The organism is Pseudomonas sp. St316 (assembly GCF_018325905.1).
GTDB lineage: Bacteria > Pseudomonadota > Gammaproteobacteria > Pseudomonadales > Pseudomonadaceae > Aquipseudomonas.
Genome location: NZ_AP021901.1, coordinates 549,889 through 568,447, shown reverse-complemented (window position 1 = coordinate 568,447; position 18,559 = coordinate 549,889). Strand labels below are relative to the sequence as shown.

The window sequence follows — 18,559 nt, the reverse complement described above, 5'->3', positions numbered from 1 at the left end:
TGTCGTTTATAGATCAAGATGTCCTTCAGAGACGGATCACAGGCCATGACCAAGCTCCCCACCGCCATCAACCTGCACAAAGCCTCCAGGACCCTGACGCTCAAATACGCGCCGGACGAGGAGTATCACCTGCCCGCCGAGTTCCTGCGGGTGCACTCGCCTTCCGCCGAGGTCCAGGGCCATGGCAAACCCATCCTGCAATACGGCAAGCTCAACGTCGGCCTGACCAAGGTCGAACCGGCCGGCCAGTACGCACTGAAACTGACCTTCGACGACGGCCACGACAGCGGGCTGTTCACCTGGGACTATCTCTACCAGCTAGCGGTGCGTCAGGAAGACTTGTGGAACGATTATCTTGGCGAACTCAAGGCCGCCGGAAAAACCCGCGATCCGAACGCATCCGTCGTCAAGCTGATGCTCTAACTCAAGGGCTGGCGCTTTAGGGCGATTTTTCTAGACTCATCTGCTTGAATGCGCGCGCGACAAGGTCAATGACTGGCCTGCTTGCGAAAAAAATTAAACTCGGGTAACCAATGGAGCTGGCAAGTTACCTGCAAAGGAACCGCCGAGTTCCTGGCATACGTTTCCTCATTGGCCCTCGATGCGGAATTAATGGTCACCCGAGCAGCGTACCTGGTATTGGCTGTGTGGCTTCATGGCACGATCCGGGTACTCGTCTGAAGGACAATGGAGCGTCGTAGATGAGCAACAAGAACAACGATGACCTGAAGTACCAAGCCTCGGAAAATACCCTGGGGTTGAATCCCGTCGTCGGCTTGCGCAGGAAAGACCTGCTGGCCTCTGCCCGGATGGTGCTGACCCAGGCCATCAAGCAACCGCTGCACAGCGTCAAGCATGTCGCCCATTTCGGCGTCGAACTCAAGAATGTCCTGTTCGGCAAATCCGAGCTGCAACCGGCCGGCGACGACCGTCGCTTCGCTGACCCGGCGTGGAGCCAGAACCCACTCTACAAACGTTACCTGCAAACCTACCTGGCGTGGCGCAAGGAGCTGCACGCCTGGATCGACGACAGCAACCTCTCGCCCGCGGACATCAGCCGCGGACATTTCGTGATCAACCTGATGACCGAAGCCATGGCCCCGACCAACTCGGCGGCCAACCCGGCAGCAGTCAAGCGCTTCTTCGAAACCGGCGGCAAGAGCCTGCTCGATGGCCTGTCCCACCTGGCCAAGGACCTGGTGCACAACGGCGGGATGCCTAGCCAGGTCAACATGGGCGCGTTCGAGGTCGGCAAGAGCCTGGGCGTGACCGAAGGCGCCGTGGTATTTCGCAACGACGTGCTGGAGCTGATCCAGTACCGGCCCATCACCGAACAGGTCCACGAGCGACCGCTGCTGGTGGTGCCGCCACAGATCAACAAGTTCTATGTATTCGACCTGAGCCCGGACAAGAGCCTGGCGCGTTTCTGTCTGCGCAGCAACGTGCAGACCTTCATCGTCAGCTGGCGCAACCCTACCAAGGAACAGCGCGAGTGGGGCCTGTCGACCTACATCGAGGCGCTCAAGGAAGCGGTGGACGTGGTCACGGCCATCACCGGCAGCAAGGACGTGAACATGCTCGGCGCCTGCTCGGGCGGCATCACCTGCACCGCGCTGCTGGGCCATTATGCCGCCCTCGGCGAGAAAAAGGTCAATGCCCTGACCCTGCTGGTCAGCGTGCTCGACACCACCCTGGACACCGACGTGGCGTTGTTCGTCGACGAACAGACCCTGGAAGCGGCCAAGCGCCATTCCTACCAGGCCGGTGTACTCGAAGGTCGCGACATGGCCAAGGTGTTCGCCTGGATGCGCCCCAACGACTTGATCTGGAACTACTGGGTCAACAATTACCTGTTGGGCAACGAGCCACCGGTGTTCGACATCCTGTTCTGGAACAATGACACCACGAGGCTGCCGGCGGCGTTCCACGGCGACCTCATCGAAATGTTCAAGAACAACCCACTGATCCGCCCCAATGCACTGGAAGTGTGCGGCACGCCCATCGATCTCAAGCAGGTCACCGCCGACATCTTTTCCCTCGCCGGTACCAACGACCACATCACACCGTGGAAGTCCTGCTACAAGTCGGCACAGCTGTTTGGCGGCAAGGTGGAGTTCGTGCTGTCGAGCAGCGGGCATATCCAAAGCATCCTCAACCCGCCAGGCAACCCCAAGTCGCGCTACATGACCAGTGATGACATGCCGGCCAAGGCCGAGGACTGGCAGGAGAATTCAACCAAGCACACCGACTCCTGGTGGCTGCACTGGCAGGCCTGGCAGGCCGAGCGCTCGGGCAAACTGAAGAAAGCCCCGACCGTGCTGGGCAACAAGGCCTACCCGGCCGGTGAAGCGGCGCCCGGCACTTATGTGCATGAACGCTAAGGGATGCAACTCGTCCGCTGCAGGAGTGGGTTTGCTCACGAAAGCACTCCGGCAGCCGACATGAAAATGTAAGGCCCGCATCGCTGGTGAACGCAAACTCATGTTCGCGGCAGATCCAATGTGGGAGCGAGCCTGCTCGCGATTGCGGTGTATCGGAACACATTGATGTTGGATGTACCGCCGTCATCGCGAGCGGGCTCGCTCCCACAGGGGATCGGGAAAAAAAATGAAAGACAGCGACCCAACCCATAGGGCTTGAAGCATGCCGCAACCGTACATCTTCCGTACCGTCGATCTGGATGGCCAGACCTTGCGCACCGCGGTACGTCCCGGCAAGCCTCACTTGACGCCGCTGCTGATTTTCAACGGCATCGGCGCCAACCTCGAGCTGGTGTTCCCGTTCATCCAGGCCCTGGACCCGGACCTGGAAGTCATCGCCTTTGACGTGCCCGGCGTCGGCGGTTCATCGACGCCCAACCGGCCGTATCGCTTTCCTGGCCTGGCCAAACTCACCGCGCGCATGCTCGATTACCTGGACTACGGGCAGGTCAACGTGATCGGCGTGTCCTGGGGGGGCGCCCTGGCCCAGCAGTTCGCCTATGACTACCCCGAGCGCTGCAAGAAGCTGGTACTGGCGGCCACGGCGGCCGGGGCGGTGATGGTACCGGGCAAACCGAAGGTACTGTGGATGATGGCCAGCCCCCGGCGCTACGTTCAACCTTCCCATGTGATGCGTATCGCCCCGCTGATCTACGGCGGATCGTTCCGTCGCGACCCGAGCCTGGCGGCCAGCCATGCGGCCAAGGTTCGTTCGGCGGGCAAGCTCGGTTATTACTGGCAACTGTTCGCCGGCCTGGGCTGGACCAGCATCCACTGGCTGCACAAGATCCACCAGCCGACCCTGGTGCTGGCCGGCGACGACGACCCGCTGATCCCGCTGATCAACATGCGCATGCTGGCCTGGCGCATTCCCAATGCCCAATTACACATCATCGATGACGGCCATCTGTTCCTGATCACCCGGGCCGAGGCGGTGGCGCCGATCATCATGAAATTCCTGGAGGAAGAACGTCAGCGTGCGGTGATGCATCCGCATCCCTCGCCGCTGGGCGGCTGAAACCGCCCATTAGCGCCTGGCAGGACGCCGGACCGCGCAGCGACCCGAAACAGCGACTATGTTATCTGGTTCGGTGTGTTTGTTTTTAGCCTGATGACGAAGGAGTTGACTCATGCGCGACAAACCGGCGAAGGGTTCCATGCCCGCCCCTGCCAGCTTCATCAACGCACAAAGTGCGGTCACCGGCCTGCGTGGCAGGGACCTGCTGTCCACCTTGCGCAGCGTTGCCGTACACGGTTTGCGCAACCCGGTGCACAGTGCCCGGCATGCATTGAGGCTGGGCGGTCAACTGGGCCGAGTGCTGCTGGGCGAGACCCTGCACCCCACCAACCCCAACGACCAGCGTTTCGCCGACCCCACCTGGCAGCTCAATCCGCTCTACCGCCGCAGCCTGCAGGCCTACCTGAGCTGGCAGAAACAGGTGACGAGCTGGATCGACGAAAGCACCATGAGCCAGGATGACCGCACCCGCGCCCACTTCGCCTTCGCCCTGCTCAACGACGCCGTTTCGCCGTCCAATACGCTGCTCAACCCGCTGGCGGTCAAGGAACTGTTCAACTCCGGCGGCACCAGCCTGGTTCGAGGCCTCAGCCATCTGGTGGACGACCTGCTGCACAACGACGGGTTGCCGCGACAAACCACGCCCCATGCCTTTGAAGTCGGCAAGACCCTGGCGACCACCCCTGGCGCGGTGGTGTTTCGCAACGAATTGCTCGAGCTGATCCAGTACCGGTCCATGAGCGAAAAGCAATACGCCAAGCCGTTGCTGATCGTGCCGCCGCAGATCAACAAGTTCTACATTTTCGACCTGAGCCCTTCCAACAGCTTCGTCCAGTACGCCCTGAAAAACGGTTTGCAGGTCTTCATCATCAGTTGGCGCAACCCTGACGTACGCCACCGCGAATGGGGCCTGTCCAGCTACGTCGAGGCCGTGGAAGAGGCCATGAACGTCTGCCGGGCGATCACCGGCGCCCGCGAGGTCAACCTGATGGGCGCCTGCGCCGGGGGCATGACCATCGCCGCCCTGCAAGGCCACCTGCAAGCCAAGCGCCAGCTGCGCCGGGTCGCCAGTGCCACGTACCTGGTGAGCCTGCTGGACAGCCAGATCGACAGCCCGGCCACGCTGTTCATCGACGAGCAGACCCTCGAAGCCGCCAAGCGCCGCTCCTACCAGAAGGGCATCCTCGATGGTCGCGACCTGGCCCGGGTATTCGCCTGGATGCGCCCCAACGATCTGATCTGGACCTACTTCATCAACAACTATCTGCTGGGCAAGGAGCCGCCGGCCTTCGACATCCTCTACTGGAACAACGACTGCACCCGCCTGCCGGCGGCTTACCACGGCGACCTGCTGGACTTCTTCAAGCACAACCCACTGACCCATCCCGGCGGCCTGGAAGTGTGCGGCACGCCCATCGACCTGCAGAAAGTGACGGTGGACAGCTTCAGCGTGGGCGGCATCAACGACCACATCACGCCGTGGGACGCGGTGTATCGCTCGACCCTGTTGCTCGGTGGCGAAAAACGCTTCGTGCTCTCCAACAGCGGCCACGTCCAGAGCATCCTCAACCCGCCGGGCAACCCCAAGGCCAACTACATCGAAAGCGTGAAACTGAGCAGCGACCCGCGGGCCTGGTACTACGACGCCAAACACGTCGAAGGCAGTTGGTGGACCCAATGGCTGGGCTGGATCCAGGAGCGTTCCGGCGCCCAGCACGAAACCCGGATGACCTTGGGCAATGCGAACTACCCGCCCCTGGACGCAGCTCCCGGCACCTATGTTCGCGTGCGCTGAAGGCCATGACCCCACGGCCAGGCGATTGGCCGTGGCATGACTTGATCATTAAGAAGACCGGATGAAAACCCGCGACCGAATCCTTGAATGTGCCCTGCAATTGTTCAACGAAAAGGGCGAACCGAACGTCTCCACCCTGGAAGTTGCCAACGAAATGGGCATCAGCCCGGGCAACCTCTATTACCACTTTCATGGCAAGGAACCGCTGATCCTCGGGCTGTTCGAGCGATTCCAGGGCGAACTGGCGCCGCTGCTGGACCCTCCGGCGGACGTGCAGTTGGCGCCGGAAGATTACTGGCTGTTCCTGCACTTGATCGTCGAGCGCCTGGCTCAGTACCGCTTTCTATTCCAGGACCTGTCGAACCTGGCCGGACGCCTGCCGAAGCTGGCCAAGGGCATCCGCCAGTTGCTCAATGCCCTGAAGCGCACCCTCGCCTCACTGCTGGCGCAGCTCAAGGCCCAGGGGTTGCTGGTCAGCGATACCCAAGCCCTGGGGCAACTGGTGGAACAGATCACCATGACCTTGCTGTTCTCCCTGGACTACCAGCGGATCCTGGACCGCGAGGGCGAGGTTCGGTTGGTGGTCTACCAGATCATGATGCTGGTGGCCTCGCACCTGCCGCCCGCGACCAAGGTGGCGACAGAGCAACTGGCGTTGCGCTATCTGGAAGAGCACGACTGACCGCCGGCAGTGGGAAGGCCTTTGTACAATGGTCCATTGTGGGAGCGAGCTTGCTCGCGATGACGGAGTGTCAGTCAACCTGCATGTGACTGAAACAATGCAATCGCGAGCAAGCTCGCTCCCACACCGGATCCATGGCGCATAAAAAACGCCCGACCTTCACAGGCCGGGCGTTTTTGCATGTCCGTAAAAATCAGGACTGGGTGGTAGGCGTCGATGGAGCCGGCGCGGTAGTCGGAGTGGCAACCGGGGTCGGAGCCGAAGCGGAGTTCGCCGTGCTCGCCGGGGTTGCCGGTTTGGCCGCCGTAGCCAGCGCCCTGGGGGTACCTACTTTTGGCGCGGCCGGTTTTTTCACGGCCGGTTTTTTCGCCGCAGCAGGTTTGGCCGCCGCTTTTGCCGCAGGCTTAGCGGCTGGTTTAGCCGCAGCAGGTTTAGCCGCTGCAGTCTTGGCTGCTGGCTTGGCCGCAGGCTTGGCTGCTGCTTTCGCCGCGACCGGTTTGGCCGCCGTCTTGGCAGCAGGTTTGGCCGCTGCGGTTTTAGCCGCGGGCTTGGCTGCTGCCTTCGCCGCAGGTTTGGCGGCGGGTTTTGCCGCAGCCTTGACCAGTGGCTTGGCCGCCGTTTTAGCGGCCGGCTTGGCCGCTGCAGTCTTGGTCGCCACGGGTGCGACTTTGGCGCCGGTGAGCTTTTCGATCTGCTTGGTCAGGGTGTCGACCTTGCTGTGCAGCGCCTTGACTTCATTACGACTTGGCACCCCCAGGCGCGAGATTGCGCTGTTCAGGCGCTTGTCGAAAGCCCCTTCCAGTTCGTCCCATTTGCCCAGCGCACGATCCTTCACGCCGCCGATTCGCGACTTGGCGGACTCGGCAGTGTCTTTGGCCGCATCGACTTGTTTGCCGACCGCCGTCTTGGTGAGTTTTTCGGCCTTCTCGCCGTCCTTTACCAGGGACTCGAAGAGCTTGCTGCCGTCAGAGTCGATCTTCGAGTACACGCCTAAACCAGCAAGCCAGATTTTGCGGGAGTATTTTTCAATCTTCCCGGCCCACGAGCTGCCTTCTTTTTCAGTGATTTTTTTGCCAGCCATCCCGTTCTCCTTAATGTTTACGCGCGACACGTTCGAGCAATGCTGTCAGCTCATCGAGCTTAGCAGAGAGTGTCTCAACGTCATGTTTAGACGGAATGCCGATACGATTCAAGGCACTTGCAACACGGGCATCAAATACCTTCTCGACTTTATCGAGTTGTACTTCAACCCGAGCCTTGAAAGTATTGACGTCGCTCTTGGCTTCAATCAATTCGCTGTTGGCCGCTTCAAGTTTCCCGGCAATTTTCTTTTTACCTTTGGTTTCAATAACTTCGCCAGCCTTAACCAACTCCTGGAAGTACTCGCCGCCTTCCTGGCCGACCTTCGCGTAGGCGCCCAGGCCCGCCAGCCAGATCTTGCGCGCGTACGTTTTCACGTCGCCGAGCGTGGAAGATTCAACGTCGGTTTTTTTCTTCAGAATAACTTTGGCCATGGTGCACCTCACTCGAAAAAAGGTTTGAGGAACTGCCCGCACACGGTCGGGCTCAGGCACAAAGTAGTGACAATAATTAGAAAGGGCACCCTAACAACTGACCCACATCTCACCGGCTGTAACGCCTTCCTGTGGGAGCGAGCTTGCTCGCGATGGCGGAGTGTCAGCCAACGTTGATGTGACTGAAACAATGCCATCGCGAGCAAGCTCACTCCCACAGGTTATCGGTGGTGAACTTGAGCCATGCCTTCCACCCACCCTTTCGGTCGATCAGGCCAACGCTTTATCCAGCGCTTTTTCAATTTCCGTCTTGATCGTCCCACTCATGGCCGACATCAACATGCCCAGCTCCACGTCGACGCGGATCGAGTCCTCGCCCACATGCACTTCGCCCTTGACCCCGGAACGCTTGAGTTTCAGGGTGTCGCCCTCCCACTGCGGCTCCAGGCCATAGCTGTCGGACAACTTCTGCGCCAGCTTGTCGGCTTTCTCTCGCGCCGCTTCCTTGCCCAGGCCATGGGCACGCTCAACAGTTATACGGGCCATCGGGTGACTCCTGTGTTATCGGGACTTGCCTGAACGTTTCAGACCCTGGCTGCGTCAAAACGTCCCGGCGGTTGCCCATCTTACCTTCAGCCTTGCCAAGACAAAGCCCTCCACCGGGATTAGAATGTCCCGCATTCTTTTTTGGTGACCGCGATATGACTGATCAGCGCAAAGGCAGCGATGCCGAACCCACCACTCACTTCGGCTTCAAGAACGTGCCGGAAAGCCAGAAAGCGGAAAAAGTCGCTGAGGTTTTCCACTCCGTAGCCGCCAAGTATGACTTGATGAACGACCTGCTCTCGGGCGGCATGCACCGCTTGTGGAAGCGTTTCGCGATCGAACTGTCGGGCGTGCGCAGCGGCAATCGCGTGCTCGACATCGCCGGCGGCACGGGCGACCTGACGAAGAAGTTTTCCCATATCGTCGGGCCAACCGGCCAGGTGGTCCTGGCCGACATCAACGAATCCATGCTCAAGGTCGGCCGCGACCGCCTGCTGGACCTGGGTGTGGCCGGTAACGTCGAGTTCGTCCAGGCCGACGCTGAAAAGCTGCCGTTCCCCGACAACCATTTCGACTGCGTGACCATCGCCTTCGGCCTGCGCAACGTCACCCACAAGGAAGATGCCCTGCGCTCGATGCTGCGCGTGCTCAAGCCCGGTGGCCGCCTGCTGGTGCTGGAGTTCTCCAAGCCAACCAATGCGCTGATGTCCAAGGCCTATGACGCCTACTCGTTCGCCTTCATGCCGCTGATGGGCAAGCTGATCACCAACGACTCGGAAAGCTATCGCTACCTGGCCGAATCGATCCGCATGCACCCGAACCAGGAAACCCTGAAGTCGATGATGGTCGAGGCCGGTTTCGACCGCGTGACCTACCACAACATGACCGCAGGCATCGTCGCCCTGCACCGCGGTATCAAACCCTGATGCTGCTCACCGGGCTGCTTGCCAGCGTCGAACTCGGCCTCAACCGGGTGTTGCGCCTGGACAGCACGGCGCTCGCGCGCCTGGCGCGCTTGAGCGGCAGCGTGATCGCCGTCGACTGCCGCAGCCCGGCGTTGCGGTTGTTCATCCTGCCCAGTGACGAAGGCCTGATGCTCGCTGGGCACTGGGAGGCCGAGGTCGACTGCACGTTGCGCGCCCCAGCGTCGAGCCTGCTGAACCTGGCCCTGGGCAAGGATAAGACCGCGGTGCTGCACAGCCCCGACGTGGAGCTCGACGGCGACAGTGGCGTGCTGCTGGAGCTGGCGGCGATTCTCCAGGACCTGGAGCTGGATTGGGAATACGAAGTGTCCCGCTGGATCGGCCCGGTGGCCACACAATTGCTCAGCGGTCATCTGCGCAGTCGCACTCGCTGGTATCGCCAGGGCTTCGCCAGCCTGGGGCAGAATCTGAGTGAATACCTGGCTGAAGAATCGCGTACCCTCGTAGGCCAACGCGAAGCACAAGCCCGTTTTAATGAACTGGACCAGATCAAACTTGACCTGGAACGTCTCGAGGCGCGTTTCGAGCGCCTTTCCCGATCCCTTGAAACCAAGCGATAACGCATGAAGCTGCTTGCCGTCCGCCGTTTGTTGCGCATCCAGCGCGTCGTGATCCGCTACCGCCTCGATGACCTGCTGTTCGCCCTGCCGCTGCCCTGGTTTCTCCTGGCACTGCGCTTTGTGCTGCCGTGGCGCTGGTTCCCCGCCGGACGCTGGATTTGAGTCGCGGCGCACGCCTGCGCCTGGCGTTGCAGGACCTGGGGCCGATCTTCATCAAGTTCGGGCAGATCCTCTCGACCCGTCGCGACCTGTTGCCCGAAGACATCGCCGATGAGCTGATGCTGCTGCAAGACCGCGTGCCGCCGTTCGATTCCAAGCTGTCGGTGGCGTTGATCGAAGCGCAACTGGGCAAGAAAATCAGCGAAGTCTTCAGCCGTTTCGATGTCGAGCCCCTGGCCTCGGCCTCCGTCGCCCAGGTGCACGCCGCGCAACTCAAGAGCGGCGAAGAAGTGGTGGTCAAGGTCATCCGCCCAGGCCTCAAGCCGATCATTGCCCAGGACCTGGCATGGCTGTTCATCCTCGCTCGGGCCGCCGAGCGGCTGTCGGCCGATGCCCGCCTGCTGCACCCGGTGGACGTGGTCCAGGACTACGAGAAAACCATCTACGACGAACTCGACCTGCTGCGCGAGGCGGCCAACGCCAGCCAGCTGCGTCGCAACTTCGAAGGCTCGCCGCTGCTCTATGTGCCGCAAGTCTACTGGGACTGGTGCCGACCGAAAGTATTGGTGATGGAGCGCATCTACGGCATCCAGGTCACCGACCTGGCGACCCTGGCCGACCAGCGCACCGACATGAAACTGCTGGCCGAACGTGGCGTGGAGATCTTCTTCACCCAGGTGTTTCGCGACAGTTTCTTCCACGCCGACATGCACCCGGGCAACATCTTCGTCAGCACGGTGCAGCCGTGGAGCCCGCAATACATTGCCATCGACTGCGGCATCGTCGGCAGCCTGACCCCGGAAGACCAGGACTACCTGGCCCGCAACCTGTTCGCCTTCTTCAAGCGTGACTACCGCCGCGTCGCCCAACTGCACATCGACTCGGGCTGGGTACCGGCCGAAACCAAGCTCAACGAGTTCGAAGCGGCGATCCGCACCGTGTGCGAACCGATCTTCGAAAAACCGTTAAAGGATATTTCCTTCGGCCAGGTGCTGATGCGCCTGTTCCAGACTGCGCGACGCTTCAATATGGAGGTTCAGCCGCAGTTGGTGCTGTTGCAGAAAACCCTGTTGAACATCGAAGGCCTCGGCCGCCAGCTGTACCCGGACCTCGACCTGTGGAACACCGCCCAACCGTTCCTCGAACGCTGGATGCGCGAGCGCGTCAGCCCCAAGACCTTGCTGGGCAACGTGCAGAGCCAGTTCGAACAGCTGCCGCACCTGGCCAACATGACCCGCGACCTGCTCGAACGCATGTCGCAGCCCCACGCACACGACCCGGCGCCACCGTGGCACCGACGCAAGGACGACTGGTTCCTGCGCCTGCTGGGTGCGGCTCACCTGGGTGGCGGCGCAGTGTTGGCGAGCGGCGGGCCGTTGAGCCAACTGGGTCACTGGCCTGCCGGGATCATGGTGGCGGTTGGTTTGTATCTGGTCGTTCGCCGATAGCCAGCACCGGTTCGCGCTGGCACACTGTTTCAACGCTGGGCCCGCCAACGTCAGGTGCGCGGCCCATGGTCGGAGTCAAAGATGAAAAACTGGCAGGACGAGATCAAGTGGGACGCTGACGGCCTGGTGCCGGCCATCGCCCAGGACCACAAGACCGGGCGCGTATTGATGATGGCCTGGATGAACCGCGAAGCGCTGGCCTTGACCGCCGCCGAGAACCGCGCCATCTATTGGTCACGTTCCCGTGGCAAGCTGTGGCGCAAAGGTGAAGAGTCCGGGCACGTGCAGCACCTGCATGAGATGCGCCTGGACTGCGACGGCGACGTCATCATCCTGATGGTCGAGCAAGTCGGTGAGATTGCCTGCCACACCGGCCGTCAAAGCTGCTTCTATCGCGTCTTCGAGAGCGGCGACTGGAAAACCGTCGACCCGGTGCTCAAGGACCCGCATGCCATTTATTCAGGACATACCCATGAGTGACACCCTGACCCGCCTGGCCCAGGTGCTGGAAGAGCGCAAGGGCGCCGCGGCCGACAGTTCCTATGTCGCCAGCCTGTACCACAAGGGCTTGAACAAGATTCTGGAGAAAGTCGGCGAAGAGTCGGTCGAGACCATCATCGCCGCCAAGGACGCCGCCATCAGTGGCGATTGCAGCGACGTGATCTACGAGACCGCCGACCTGTGGTTCCACAGCCTGGTCATGCTGGCCCAACTGGGGCAGCATCCGCAGGCCGTACTGGATGAACTGGACCGTCGCTTCGGTCTGTCCGGGCACGTCGAGAAAGCCTCGCGCCCGTCCGCCTGATCAACTTTTGAGAGGAATAGCCCCATGGGTATCTTTGACTGGAAACACTGGATCGTCATCCTGGTCGTCGTGGTGTTGGTGTTCGGTACCAAGAAACTGAAGAACCTCGGCACCGATGTTGGCGAGTCGATCAAGGGCTTTCGCAAGGCCATGAACGATGACGAAAAACCGGCCGACCCGACGGCGGCCCAGGCTCAACCCGTACAACCGGCCCAACCGGTACACCCACAAGCCACTCAGCCTGTGAATGCGCCCAATACCATCGACGTGCAGGCTCAGAAAGTCGAAGAGCCCATCCGCAAAGACTCGTGAGCACTGACTAATGTTTGGGATCAGCTTCACTGAACTGCTGCTCGTCGGCCTCGTCGCCCTGCTGGTACTGGGCCCCGAGCGCCTGCCGGGTGCTGCGCGCACCGCCGGTCTGTGGATCGGCCGTCTAAAGCGCAGCTTCAATGCGATCAAACAGGAAGTTGAACGTGAAATCGGCGCCGACGACATCCGTCGGCAGCTTCACAACGAACATATTCTGTCCCTGGAGCAGGAAGCGCGGAAAATCTTCACGCCGACCCAGCAGGAGCCGACGCCGGTCCAACCTGTGGCCGAGCCGACGATTGCCCCCCAGGCGCCGGTGGATGGCACGGTGCCCGTGGCTGAGCCTGCTCCAGTGATATCGACGGCAGCGGATACAGCGTCCCCCGCAGTCCCTGCGCCCAACGACCCTACATTGCCGCCGCGAGCCCCATGAGCGATATCCCTGAAAACGACCAGCCGATGCCGCTGGTATCGCACCTCACCGAGTTGCGCACGCGCCTGCTGCGTTGCGTCGCGGCGGTTTTCATCATCTTCGCCGGGCTGTTCGCCTTCACCCAGCAGATCTACACCTTTGTCTCCACGCCGCTGCGCCAGTACCTGCCAGTGGGGGCGACGATGATCGCCACCGACGTGTCGTCGCCGTTCCTGACACCACTGAAGCTGACGATGATGGTCTCGCTGTTCCTGGCGATCCCGGTGATCCTGCACCAGATCTGGGGCTTCATCGCACCGGGCCTGTACAAGCATGAAAAACGCATTGCCGTGCCGCTGCTGGTGTCGAGCATCCTGCTGTTCTACACCGGCATGGCGTTCGCCTATTTCTTCGTATTCCCGCTGATTTTCAAATTCTTCGCCGCCGCCACTCCGGCGGGCGTGGAAATGATGACCGATATCACCAGTTACCTGGATTTCGTCATGACGCTGTTCTTCGCCTTCGGCGTGGCGTTTGAAATTCCCGTGGCGGTGGTGCTGTTGGTGTGGATCGGCGTGGTAGACGTCAAATACCTGAAGAAAGTCCGCCCGTACGTGATCATCGGCTGCTTCGTCGTCGGCATGATCCTGACCCCACCGGACATTTTCTCCCAGACCCTGCTGGCCGTGCCGATGTGGCTGCTGTTCGAGATCGGCATCCTGTTCGGTGGCCTGGTGCGCAAACGCCGGGAAGAAGAGCCCGAGGAACAACCGGTCGATGACCACAACGACCAGCCGCCAGCGACCCAAGCGTGAACCTGCTGCTGCTCGAAGAGGCCGACTTCATCGAGCCCGACCGCGTGATCCTGAGCGATCGCCGGTTGACCCACATGCAGGAAGTCCATCGCAGCGCCGTCGGTGACAGCCTGCGAGTCGGGCGCATCGGTGGGTTGATGGGTACGGCCCAGGTGCTGCGCCTGGAGGCCCGCGAGGCCGAACTGCAAGTGACCCTCGACCAGCCTCCACCCGCCAAGTTGCCGCTGACCCTGGTGCTGGCCCTGCCGCGTCCGAAAATGCTTCGGCGGGTGTTCCAGACCGTCGCCACCATGGGCGTGCCGCGCGTGGTGCTGGTCAACAGCTATCGCGTGGAAAAGAGCTTTTGGCAGACGCCGTTCCTCGAGCCCGAGGCCATCCGCGAGCAACTGATCCTGGGCCTGGAACAAGCCCGGGATAGCGTGCTGCCAGAAATCATCATCGAAAAACGCTTCAAGCCCTTCGTCGAAGACCGCCTGCCGGCCATTACCGACGGCACCTTGGGCCTGGTGGGTCATCCTGGCAACTACCCGCCTTGCCCTCGCGCGCTGACAGAACCGGTGACACTGGCCATTGGTCCGGAGGGCGGCTGGATTCCCTACGAGATCGACCTGTTGGCCAAGGCCGGCCTGCAACCGGTGCAACTGGGCGAGCGGATCCTGCGGGTCGAGACCGCGGTCACCGCGCTGCTCGCACGGTTGTTCTGATCCCAGCGGCCTGAGCACCTTTGTGACAGGGTGGATTTATCCCCGCTGGTTGCAGAGCCTGCCCGCACCGTGCAAGTGGCCCCTCGCCTATTTTCTACAGATCCCTGTGACATGGTCGATACTCTCCTCATAAGGCCTATAAAAGGTTCGAGGGAGTATCGGCATGTTCAGTTGGCTCACCGAAAAGCTGGGAAACGTAAGTGTCAATCGCAAGCTAGGTTTTGGTTTTGGCCTGGTGCTGCTCATGACCCTCCTGAGCACCTTCGCGGGTTGGAACAGCCTGAGCAGCGTGATCAGCCGCGCTGATAAACAGGCGTCCATCGCCAGCCTGAATGAGTTGGCCAAGGATTTGCGCGTCGCGAGCCTCAGTTACGAGATGCGGCGCGGCGAACAAGGGCCAGCGGCCGTCAGCGAGCTCTTGGGCAAGCTTCAGGAGAGCATTCAGGCGGCCCTCAAACAGTTTGTACGTCCGGCAGACCAGGAGTTGCTCAATCAGCAACTGGCGATCCTCGATGAATACAAACGCGCCTTTGCCGACTTGACCCAAGCAACGCAGAACCGCGAGTCGGCCCGATCCAAACTGGGCGCCAACGCCGACAACGCCGTGGCCAAGGTAACCGAAGTCGAAAATGCCGTGCGCCAAGGCGATAGCGTTGCTCAATTCGACAGTGTGGTAAGCCTGAGCAAGGCCATCCAGCAAGCCCGTTATCAAGTCCGTGGCTACACCTACAGCGGCAAGGCCGATGCCGAGCAACCGGCACTGGATGCCATCGATAACGTCCTGAAAACCCTTGAAAGCCTGCCGGGCAAAGTCCCGGAACAACACACCGCCAACCTGCAACAAAGCAGCGAATCGATGAAAGCCTATCGCGCGGCTGTCAGTCAGTTCCGTGACTCACAGGTAGCCAGTGCCGCGGCCCTCAAGAAAATGCTGGATCAAGACACCCGTTTGGATGTGCTGAACAATCAATTGACGACCTCGCAAATCGAGAAGCGCAACCAGGAAACGGCTCAAGCGAAAGAAACGCTGATCATCGTCACCATCCTGGCGTTAGCGTTTGGCCTGCTGGCCGCATGGATCATTACCCGGCAGATCGTCGGTCCACTGCAGCAGACCCTGGTTGCCCTCGAACGTGTCGCCTCCGGCGACTTGAGTCAGAACCTGGTGGTCACCCGCCGTGACGACATGGGCCAATTGCAAGGCAGCCTGCAGCGAATGGTGATCAGCCTGCGGCAACTGATCGGCGGCATCAGCGACGGCGTCACGCAAATCGCCAGCGCTGCCGAACAGCTTTCAGCCGTCACCGAGCAGACCAGCGCCGGGGTCAACAGCCAGAAAGTGGAAACCGACCAGGTCGCCACCGCGATGCACGAAATGACCGCCACGGTGCAGGAAGTGGCGCGCAATGCCGAGGAAGCCTCCGAAGCGGCCCTCGCCGCTGACCAACAGGCTCGCGAAGGCGAAAAAGTGGTCGGTGAAGCCATCGCCCAGATCGAACGCCTGTCCAAGGAAGTCGGCAACTCCACCGAAGCCATGGGTCATCTCAAACGCGAGAGCGACAAAATCGGCAGCGTGCTGGACGTGATCAAGTCCGTCGCCCAGCAAACCAACCTGCTGGCTCTCAACGCCGCCATCGAAGCGGCCCGTGCCGGTGAGGCCGGGCGTGGTTTTGCGGTGGTGGCCGACGAGGTTCGCAGCTTGGCCCAGCGCACCCAGAAGTCCACCGAAGAAATCGAAGAGCTGATCCTGGGCCTGCAATCGGGCACCGAGCAGGTCGCGACCACCCTGGACAACAGCCGCAACCTGACCGACAGCAGCGTCGAACTGACCCGTCGTGCCGGCGGCTCACTGGAAAACATCACCCGCACAGTCTCGGCGATCCAGTCGATGAACCAACAGATCGCCGCTGCGGCCGAGCAGCAGAGCGCCGTGGCCGAAGAGATCAACCGCAGCGTCGTGAACGTTCGCGATGTCTCCGAACAAACCGCCTCCTCCAGCGAAGAAACCGCCGCCTCCAGCGCTGAACTGGCGCGATTGGGGGTTCATTTGCAGACGTTGGTGGGGCGATTCCGGGTTTGATGCTTAGGCACAACTCACTCCGTGGCGTGGGTACTTGCTCCCTCGCCACGGGAATGCATGACGTCTATTTTCTACAGATACTGCCCAAACTGCCGATATAGCGCTGATAAAACCAATTAAGCGCTACAAGGGAGTATCTGCATGTTCCGGTGGCTTGCCCAGGGTCTGGGAAACGTAAGCGTTAATCGCAAACTCGGCGCAGGCTTCGGCCTGGTGCTATTCCTCACCTTGATGATTGCATTCACCGGTTGGTCCGGCCTGGGCAACGTCATCAGTCGGGGGGACAAACTGGGGTTTATTGCCAGTCTCAACGACTTGAGCAAAGACTTGAACCTGGCCAGCATCGACTACAACACCACGCGGGGCGAGAAAGGACCGCAACCGGTCAACGACCTGCTGGGCAAGCTCGAAGAGGGCTTGAAGACTGCTCGCCTATTGATCGAACAACCGGCCGACGTCGCGCTGATCGATGCGCAACTGGCCGCCGTCGCCGAATACAAAAGCGCCTTCGCCCAGATGACCAGCGCCACCGTCAGCCGCGAAGACGCCCGCAGCAAGCTCGGCGCCAGCGCCGACAGCACCGTGGCCCACGTCGCCGGGGTGGAAAAAGCCTCGCTGCAAGCCGGCGATATAACCCAGTTCAACAGTGTGGTGGCCCTGAGCAAGGCGATCCAACAGGCGCGCTATCAGGTTCGCGGCTACACCTACAGCGGAAAAAGCGAGGCCCAGCAACCGGCCATCGATGCTATCACCGATGTCCTGAAGCTACTGGCACGCTTGCCGGCCCAGCTACCCGAGGAACACGCCGATACCCTCCAACAAGCCAGCGACTCGATGAACGTCTATCGCGCGGCGGTCAGCCAGTTCCGCGACTCCCAGCTGGATAACAATGCAGCACTGCAACGAATGAGTGAGCAAGGCAAGATACTGATCGACTCCAGCCAGAAGCTCACCGTATCCCAGACAGCCGTGCGTGACCATGATACCGGCCAGGCCAAGTCTGTCCTGATCGCTGCTGCCGCCCTGGCGCTGCTTTTTGGCGTGATCGCCGCCCTGTTCATCACCCGGCAGATCGTCGGTCCACTCGGCGAGACCTTGAAGGTCGCCGAGCGCGTGGCCGCCGGCGACCTGACTCACAACCTCACCTCCGAGCGTCGCGACGAACTGGGCCAACTGCAACGCGCCATGCAAAGCATGACCGTGGGCCTGCGGCAATTGATCGGTGGCATCAGCGAAGGTGTTACCCAGATCGCCAGCGCTGCCGAACAGCTCTCGGCCGTGACCGAGCAGACCAGCGCCGGGGTCAACAGCCAAAAAGTGGAAACCGATCAGGTCGCCACCGCCATGCACGAAATGACCGCGACGGTGCAGGAAGTCGCGCGCAACGCCGAGGAAGCCTCCGAAGCCGCCGTCGCAGCCGATCAGCAGGCCCGTGAAGGTGACAAGGTTGTTGGCGAAGCCATCGCCCAGATCGAGCGCCTGGCCAAAGAGGTGGGTAACTCCACCGCCGCCATGGGCGATTTGAAGCGTGAGAGCGACAAGATTGGCAGCGTCCTGGACGTGATCAAGTCCGTGGCCCAGCAAACCAACCTGCTGGCCCTCAACGCGGCCATCGAGGCGGCCCGTGCCGGTGAGGCCGGACGCGGCTTCGCCGTGGTGGCCGATGAGGTCCGCAGCCTGGCCCAACGCACCCAGAAGTCCACGGAAGAAATCGAAGAACTGATCGTGGGCCTGCAAAGCGGCACCGAGCAGGTCGCGACCATCATGGACAACAGCCGCAGCTTGACCGAAAGCAGCGTCGAACTGACCCGCCGTGCCGGGGGTTCGTTGGAGAATATTACTCGCACGGTGTCGGCGATCCAGTCGATGAACCAGCAGATCGCCGCGGCGGCTGAGCAGCAGAGTGCGGTGGCTGAAGAGATCAACCGTAGTGTGCTGAATGTGCGCGACGTGTCTGAACAGACCTCGGCGGCCAGTGAAGAGACCGCCGCTTCGAGTGCTGAGCTGGCGCGGTTGGGGACGCATCTTCAATCGCTGGTTGGCAAGTTCAAGACCTGAAAACACTTCCCGCGATTAATGGATGTCCTCAACCAGTTGCATCCAGGAGGCATCGACTTCTGACGTATTGAACGACTGAGGTCGATGAAGCATTCTTTCCCTGCCGAACATCTGGATGAATCAAACAGGTCCAGGGCGTACGCGAGCGAGGCGGATGGTTGAGTCATCAGCACCGCCGCGTAGCTGGA

The 18,559-nt window shown here is 61.2% G+C and carries 17 protein-coding genes and 4 pseudogenes; 18 read left to right on the top strand and 3 right to left on the bottom strand.

Annotated elements, in window-relative coordinates:
- The first annotated feature begins 45 nt into the window (after nucleotides 1-45).
- The 5 genes from KI237_RS02485 to KI237_RS02465 all read left to right on the top strand — a co-directional run bounded on the left by KI237_RS02485 (nucleotide 46) and on the right by KI237_RS02465 (nucleotide 5,975).
- Nucleotides 46-423, top strand: coding sequence for a gamma-butyrobetaine hydroxylase family protein (locus tag KI237_RS02485; RefSeq protein WP_212798656.1), 378 nt, complete (start codon nucleotides 46-48; stop codon nucleotides 421-423).
- A gap of 278 nt (nucleotides 424-701) precedes the next feature.
- Nucleotides 702-2,381 carry a class II poly(R)-hydroxyalkanoic acid synthase gene (gene phaC / locus KI237_RS02480; protein WP_212798655.1) on the top strand — a complete coding sequence of 560 codons (1,680 nt, stop codon included), beginning with the start codon at nucleotides 702-704 and terminating at the stop codon, nucleotides 2,379-2,381.
- A gap of 262 nt (nucleotides 2,382-2,643) precedes the next feature.
- A complete protein-coding gene (phaZ, locus tag KI237_RS02475; protein WP_109752028.1) occupies nucleotides 2,644-3,498 on the top strand; it encodes a poly(3-hydroxyalkanoate) depolymerase in 855 nt (284 codons plus the stop codon).
- Nucleotides 3,499-3,610: 112 nt separating this feature from the next.
- Nucleotides 3,611-5,293 (top strand): class II poly(R)-hydroxyalkanoic acid synthase, encoded by a 1,683-nt coding sequence (gene phaC / locus KI237_RS02470; protein WP_212798654.1) that lies wholly within the window; start codon nucleotides 3,611-3,613, stop codon nucleotides 5,291-5,293.
- Nucleotides 5,294-5,354: 61 nt separating this feature from the next.
- Entirely contained in the window at nucleotides 5,355-5,975 is a 621-nt protein-coding gene (locus tag KI237_RS02465; RefSeq protein ID WP_212798653.1) for a TetR/AcrR family transcriptional regulator, read from the top strand.
- A gap of 193 nt (nucleotides 5,976-6,168) precedes the next feature.
- Here KI237_RS02465 and KI237_RS02460 read toward each other — a convergent pair whose 3' ends face one another.
- The 3 genes from KI237_RS02460 to KI237_RS02450 all read right to left on the bottom strand — a co-directional run bounded on the left by KI237_RS02460 (nucleotide 6,169) and on the right by KI237_RS02450 (nucleotide 8,035).
- The gene (locus tag KI237_RS02460; RefSeq protein ID WP_212798652.1) at nucleotides 6,169-7,056 is read right to left on the bottom strand and encodes a phasin family protein; all 888 of its coding nucleotides are present in this window, start codon (nucleotides 7,054-7,056) and stop codon (nucleotides 6,169-6,171) included.
- Nucleotides 7,057-7,066: 10 nt separating this feature from the next.
- The gene (locus KI237_RS02455; RefSeq protein ID WP_212798651.1) at nucleotides 7,067-7,489 is read right to left on the bottom strand and encodes a phasin family protein; all 423 of its coding nucleotides are present in this window, start codon (nucleotides 7,487-7,489) and stop codon (nucleotides 7,067-7,069) included.
- A 270-nt stretch (nucleotides 7,490-7,759) separates the two neighbouring features.
- Complete coding sequence (locus KI237_RS02450) at nucleotides 7,760-8,035, bottom strand: polyhydroxyalkanoic acid system family protein (RefSeq protein ID WP_063323320.1); 276 nt, start codon at nucleotides 8,033-8,035, stop codon at nucleotides 7,760-7,762.
- Between the two features lie 155 nt (nucleotides 8,036-8,190).
- Here KI237_RS02450 and ubiE point away from each other — a divergent pair, with 155 nt between their 5' ends.
- The 13 genes and pseudogenes from ubiE (at nucleotide 8,191) to KI237_RS30840 (ending at nucleotide 18,371) form a co-directional block, all read left to right on the top strand.
- On the top strand, nucleotides 8,191-8,961 hold the full coding sequence (ubiE, locus tag KI237_RS02445) for a bifunctional demethylmenaquinone methyltransferase/2-methoxy-6-polyprenyl-1,4-benzoquinol methylase UbiE (protein ID WP_003196937.1): 771 nt from the start codon (nucleotides 8,191-8,193) through the stop codon (nucleotides 8,959-8,961).
- Nucleotides 8,961-9,585 (top strand): annotated as a pseudogene (locus KI237_RS02440) (ubiquinone biosynthesis accessory factor UbiJ). The gene ubiE and the pseudogene KI237_RS02440 overlap by 1 nt, the downstream one beginning before the upstream one ends.
- Nucleotides 9,582-11,185 (top strand): annotated as a pseudogene (gene ubiB, locus KI237_RS02435) (ubiquinone biosynthesis regulatory protein kinase UbiB). Before KI237_RS02440 ends, ubiB begins: the two co-directional pseudogenes overlap by 4 nt.
- 81 nt (nucleotides 11,186-11,266) lie before the next feature.
- The gene (hisI, locus tag KI237_RS02430; RefSeq protein WP_212798649.1) at nucleotides 11,267-11,665 is read left to right on the top strand and encodes a phosphoribosyl-AMP cyclohydrolase; all 399 of its coding nucleotides are present in this window, start codon (nucleotides 11,267-11,269) and stop codon (nucleotides 11,663-11,665) included.
- A complete protein-coding gene (locus tag KI237_RS02425) occupies nucleotides 11,658-11,990 on the top strand; it encodes a phosphoribosyl-ATP diphosphatase (RefSeq protein ID WP_003186671.1) in 333 nt (110 codons plus the stop codon). Before hisI ends, KI237_RS02425 begins: the two co-directional genes overlap by 8 nt.
- A 24-nt stretch (nucleotides 11,991-12,014) precedes the next feature.
- Nucleotides 12,015-12,302, top strand: a complete 288-nt coding sequence (locus KI237_RS02420; RefSeq protein ID WP_212798648.1) for a twin-arginine translocase TatA/TatE family subunit — start codon at nucleotides 12,015-12,017, stop codon at nucleotides 12,300-12,302.
- A gap of 10 nt (nucleotides 12,303-12,312) precedes the next feature.
- Nucleotides 12,313-12,735: a Sec-independent protein translocase protein TatB gene (tatB, locus tag KI237_RS02415; protein ID WP_212798647.1), complete on the top strand. Its 423-nt coding sequence runs from the start codon at nucleotides 12,313-12,315 to the stop codon at nucleotides 12,733-12,735.
- Nucleotides 12,732-13,529 carry a twin-arginine translocase subunit TatC gene (gene tatC, locus KI237_RS02410; RefSeq protein WP_502937072.1) on the top strand — a complete coding sequence of 266 codons (798 nt, stop codon included), beginning with the start codon at nucleotides 12,732-12,734 and terminating at the stop codon, nucleotides 13,527-13,529. Before tatB ends, tatC begins: the two co-directional genes overlap by 4 nt.
- On the top strand, nucleotides 13,526-14,233 hold the full coding sequence (locus tag KI237_RS02405) for a 16S rRNA (uracil(1498)-N(3))-methyltransferase (protein ID WP_212798646.1): 708 nt from the start codon (nucleotides 13,526-13,528) through the stop codon (nucleotides 14,231-14,233). Before tatC ends, KI237_RS02405 begins: the two co-directional genes overlap by 4 nt.
- A 163-nt stretch (nucleotides 14,234-14,396) precedes the next feature.
- Nucleotides 14,397-15,410, top strand: a pseudogene (locus tag KI237_RS30855) (methyl-accepting chemotaxis protein); the annotation flags it as partial.
- Nucleotides 15,411-15,419: 9 nt separating this feature from the next.
- Nucleotides 15,420-16,313 carry a methyl-accepting chemotaxis protein gene (locus KI237_RS30850; protein WP_502937101.1) on the top strand — a complete coding sequence of 298 codons (894 nt, stop codon included), beginning with the start codon at nucleotides 15,420-15,422 and terminating at the stop codon, nucleotides 16,311-16,313.
- A gap of 141 nt (nucleotides 16,314-16,454) precedes the next feature.
- Nucleotides 16,455-17,513, top strand: a pseudogene (locus tag KI237_RS30845) (methyl-accepting chemotaxis protein); the annotation flags it as partial.
- Nucleotides 17,499-18,371 (top strand): methyl-accepting chemotaxis protein, encoded by an 873-nt coding sequence (locus KI237_RS30840; protein ID WP_502937100.1) that lies wholly within the window; start codon nucleotides 17,499-17,501, stop codon nucleotides 18,369-18,371. The pseudogene KI237_RS30845 and the gene KI237_RS30840, both read left to right, overlap by 15 nt.
- Nucleotides 18,372-18,559 lie beyond the last annotated feature (188 nt).

What these genes read in the sequence shown, in the direction of transcription:
- KI237_RS02420 (WP_212798648.1), top strand. Translation starts at nt 12,015, where the DNA reads ATGGGTATCTTTGACTGGAAACACTGGATCGTCATCCTGGTCGTCGTG.
- phaC (WP_212798654.1), top strand. Translation starts at nt 3,611, where the DNA reads ATGCGCGACAAACCGGCGAAGGGTTCCATGCCCGCCCCTGCCAGCTTC.
- KI237_RS02485 (WP_212798656.1), top strand. Translation starts at nt 46, where the DNA reads ATGACCAAGCTCCCCACCGCCATCAACCTGCACAAAGCCTCCAGGACC.
- KI237_RS02455 (WP_212798651.1), bottom strand. Translation starts at nt 7,489, where the DNA reads ATGGCCAAAGTTATTCTGAAGAAAAAAACCGACGTTGAATCTTCCACG.
- KI237_RS02460 (WP_212798652.1), bottom strand. Translation starts at nt 7,056, where the DNA reads ATGGCTGGCAAAAAAATCACTGAAAAAGAAGGCAGCTCGTGGGCCGGG.
- tatC (WP_502937072.1), top strand. Translation starts at nt 12,732, where the DNA reads ATGAGCGATATCCCTGAAAACGACCAGCCGATGCCGCTGGTATCGCAC.
- hisI (WP_212798649.1), top strand. Translation starts at nt 11,267, where the DNA reads ATGAAAAACTGGCAGGACGAGATCAAGTGGGACGCTGACGGCCTGGTG.
- ubiE (WP_003196937.1), top strand. Translation starts at nt 8,191, where the DNA reads ATGACTGATCAGCGCAAAGGCAGCGATGCCGAACCCACCACTCACTTC.
- KI237_RS02465 (WP_212798653.1), top strand. Translation starts at nt 5,355, where the DNA reads ATGAAAACCCGCGACCGAATCCTTGAATGTGCCCTGCAATTGTTCAAC.
- tatB (WP_212798647.1), top strand. Translation starts at nt 12,313, where the DNA reads ATGTTTGGGATCAGCTTCACTGAACTGCTGCTCGTCGGCCTCGTCGCC.
- KI237_RS02425 (WP_003186671.1), top strand. Translation starts at nt 11,658, where the DNA reads ATGAGTGACACCCTGACCCGCCTGGCCCAGGTGCTGGAAGAGCGCAAG.
- KI237_RS30840 (WP_502937100.1), top strand. Translation starts at nt 17,499, where the DNA reads ATGCAAAGCATGACCGTGGGCCTGCGGCAATTGATCGGTGGCATCAGC.
- KI237_RS30850 (WP_502937101.1), top strand. Translation starts at nt 15,420, where the DNA reads ATGGGCCAATTGCAAGGCAGCCTGCAGCGAATGGTGATCAGCCTGCGG.
- phaZ (WP_109752028.1), top strand. Translation starts at nt 2,644, where the DNA reads ATGCCGCAACCGTACATCTTCCGTACCGTCGATCTGGATGGCCAGACC.
- phaC (WP_212798655.1), top strand. Translation starts at nt 702, where the DNA reads ATGAGCAACAAGAACAACGATGACCTGAAGTACCAAGCCTCGGAAAAT.
- KI237_RS02450 (WP_063323320.1), bottom strand. Translation starts at nt 8,035, where the DNA reads ATGGCCCGTATAACTGTTGAGCGTGCCCATGGCCTGGGCAAGGAAGCG.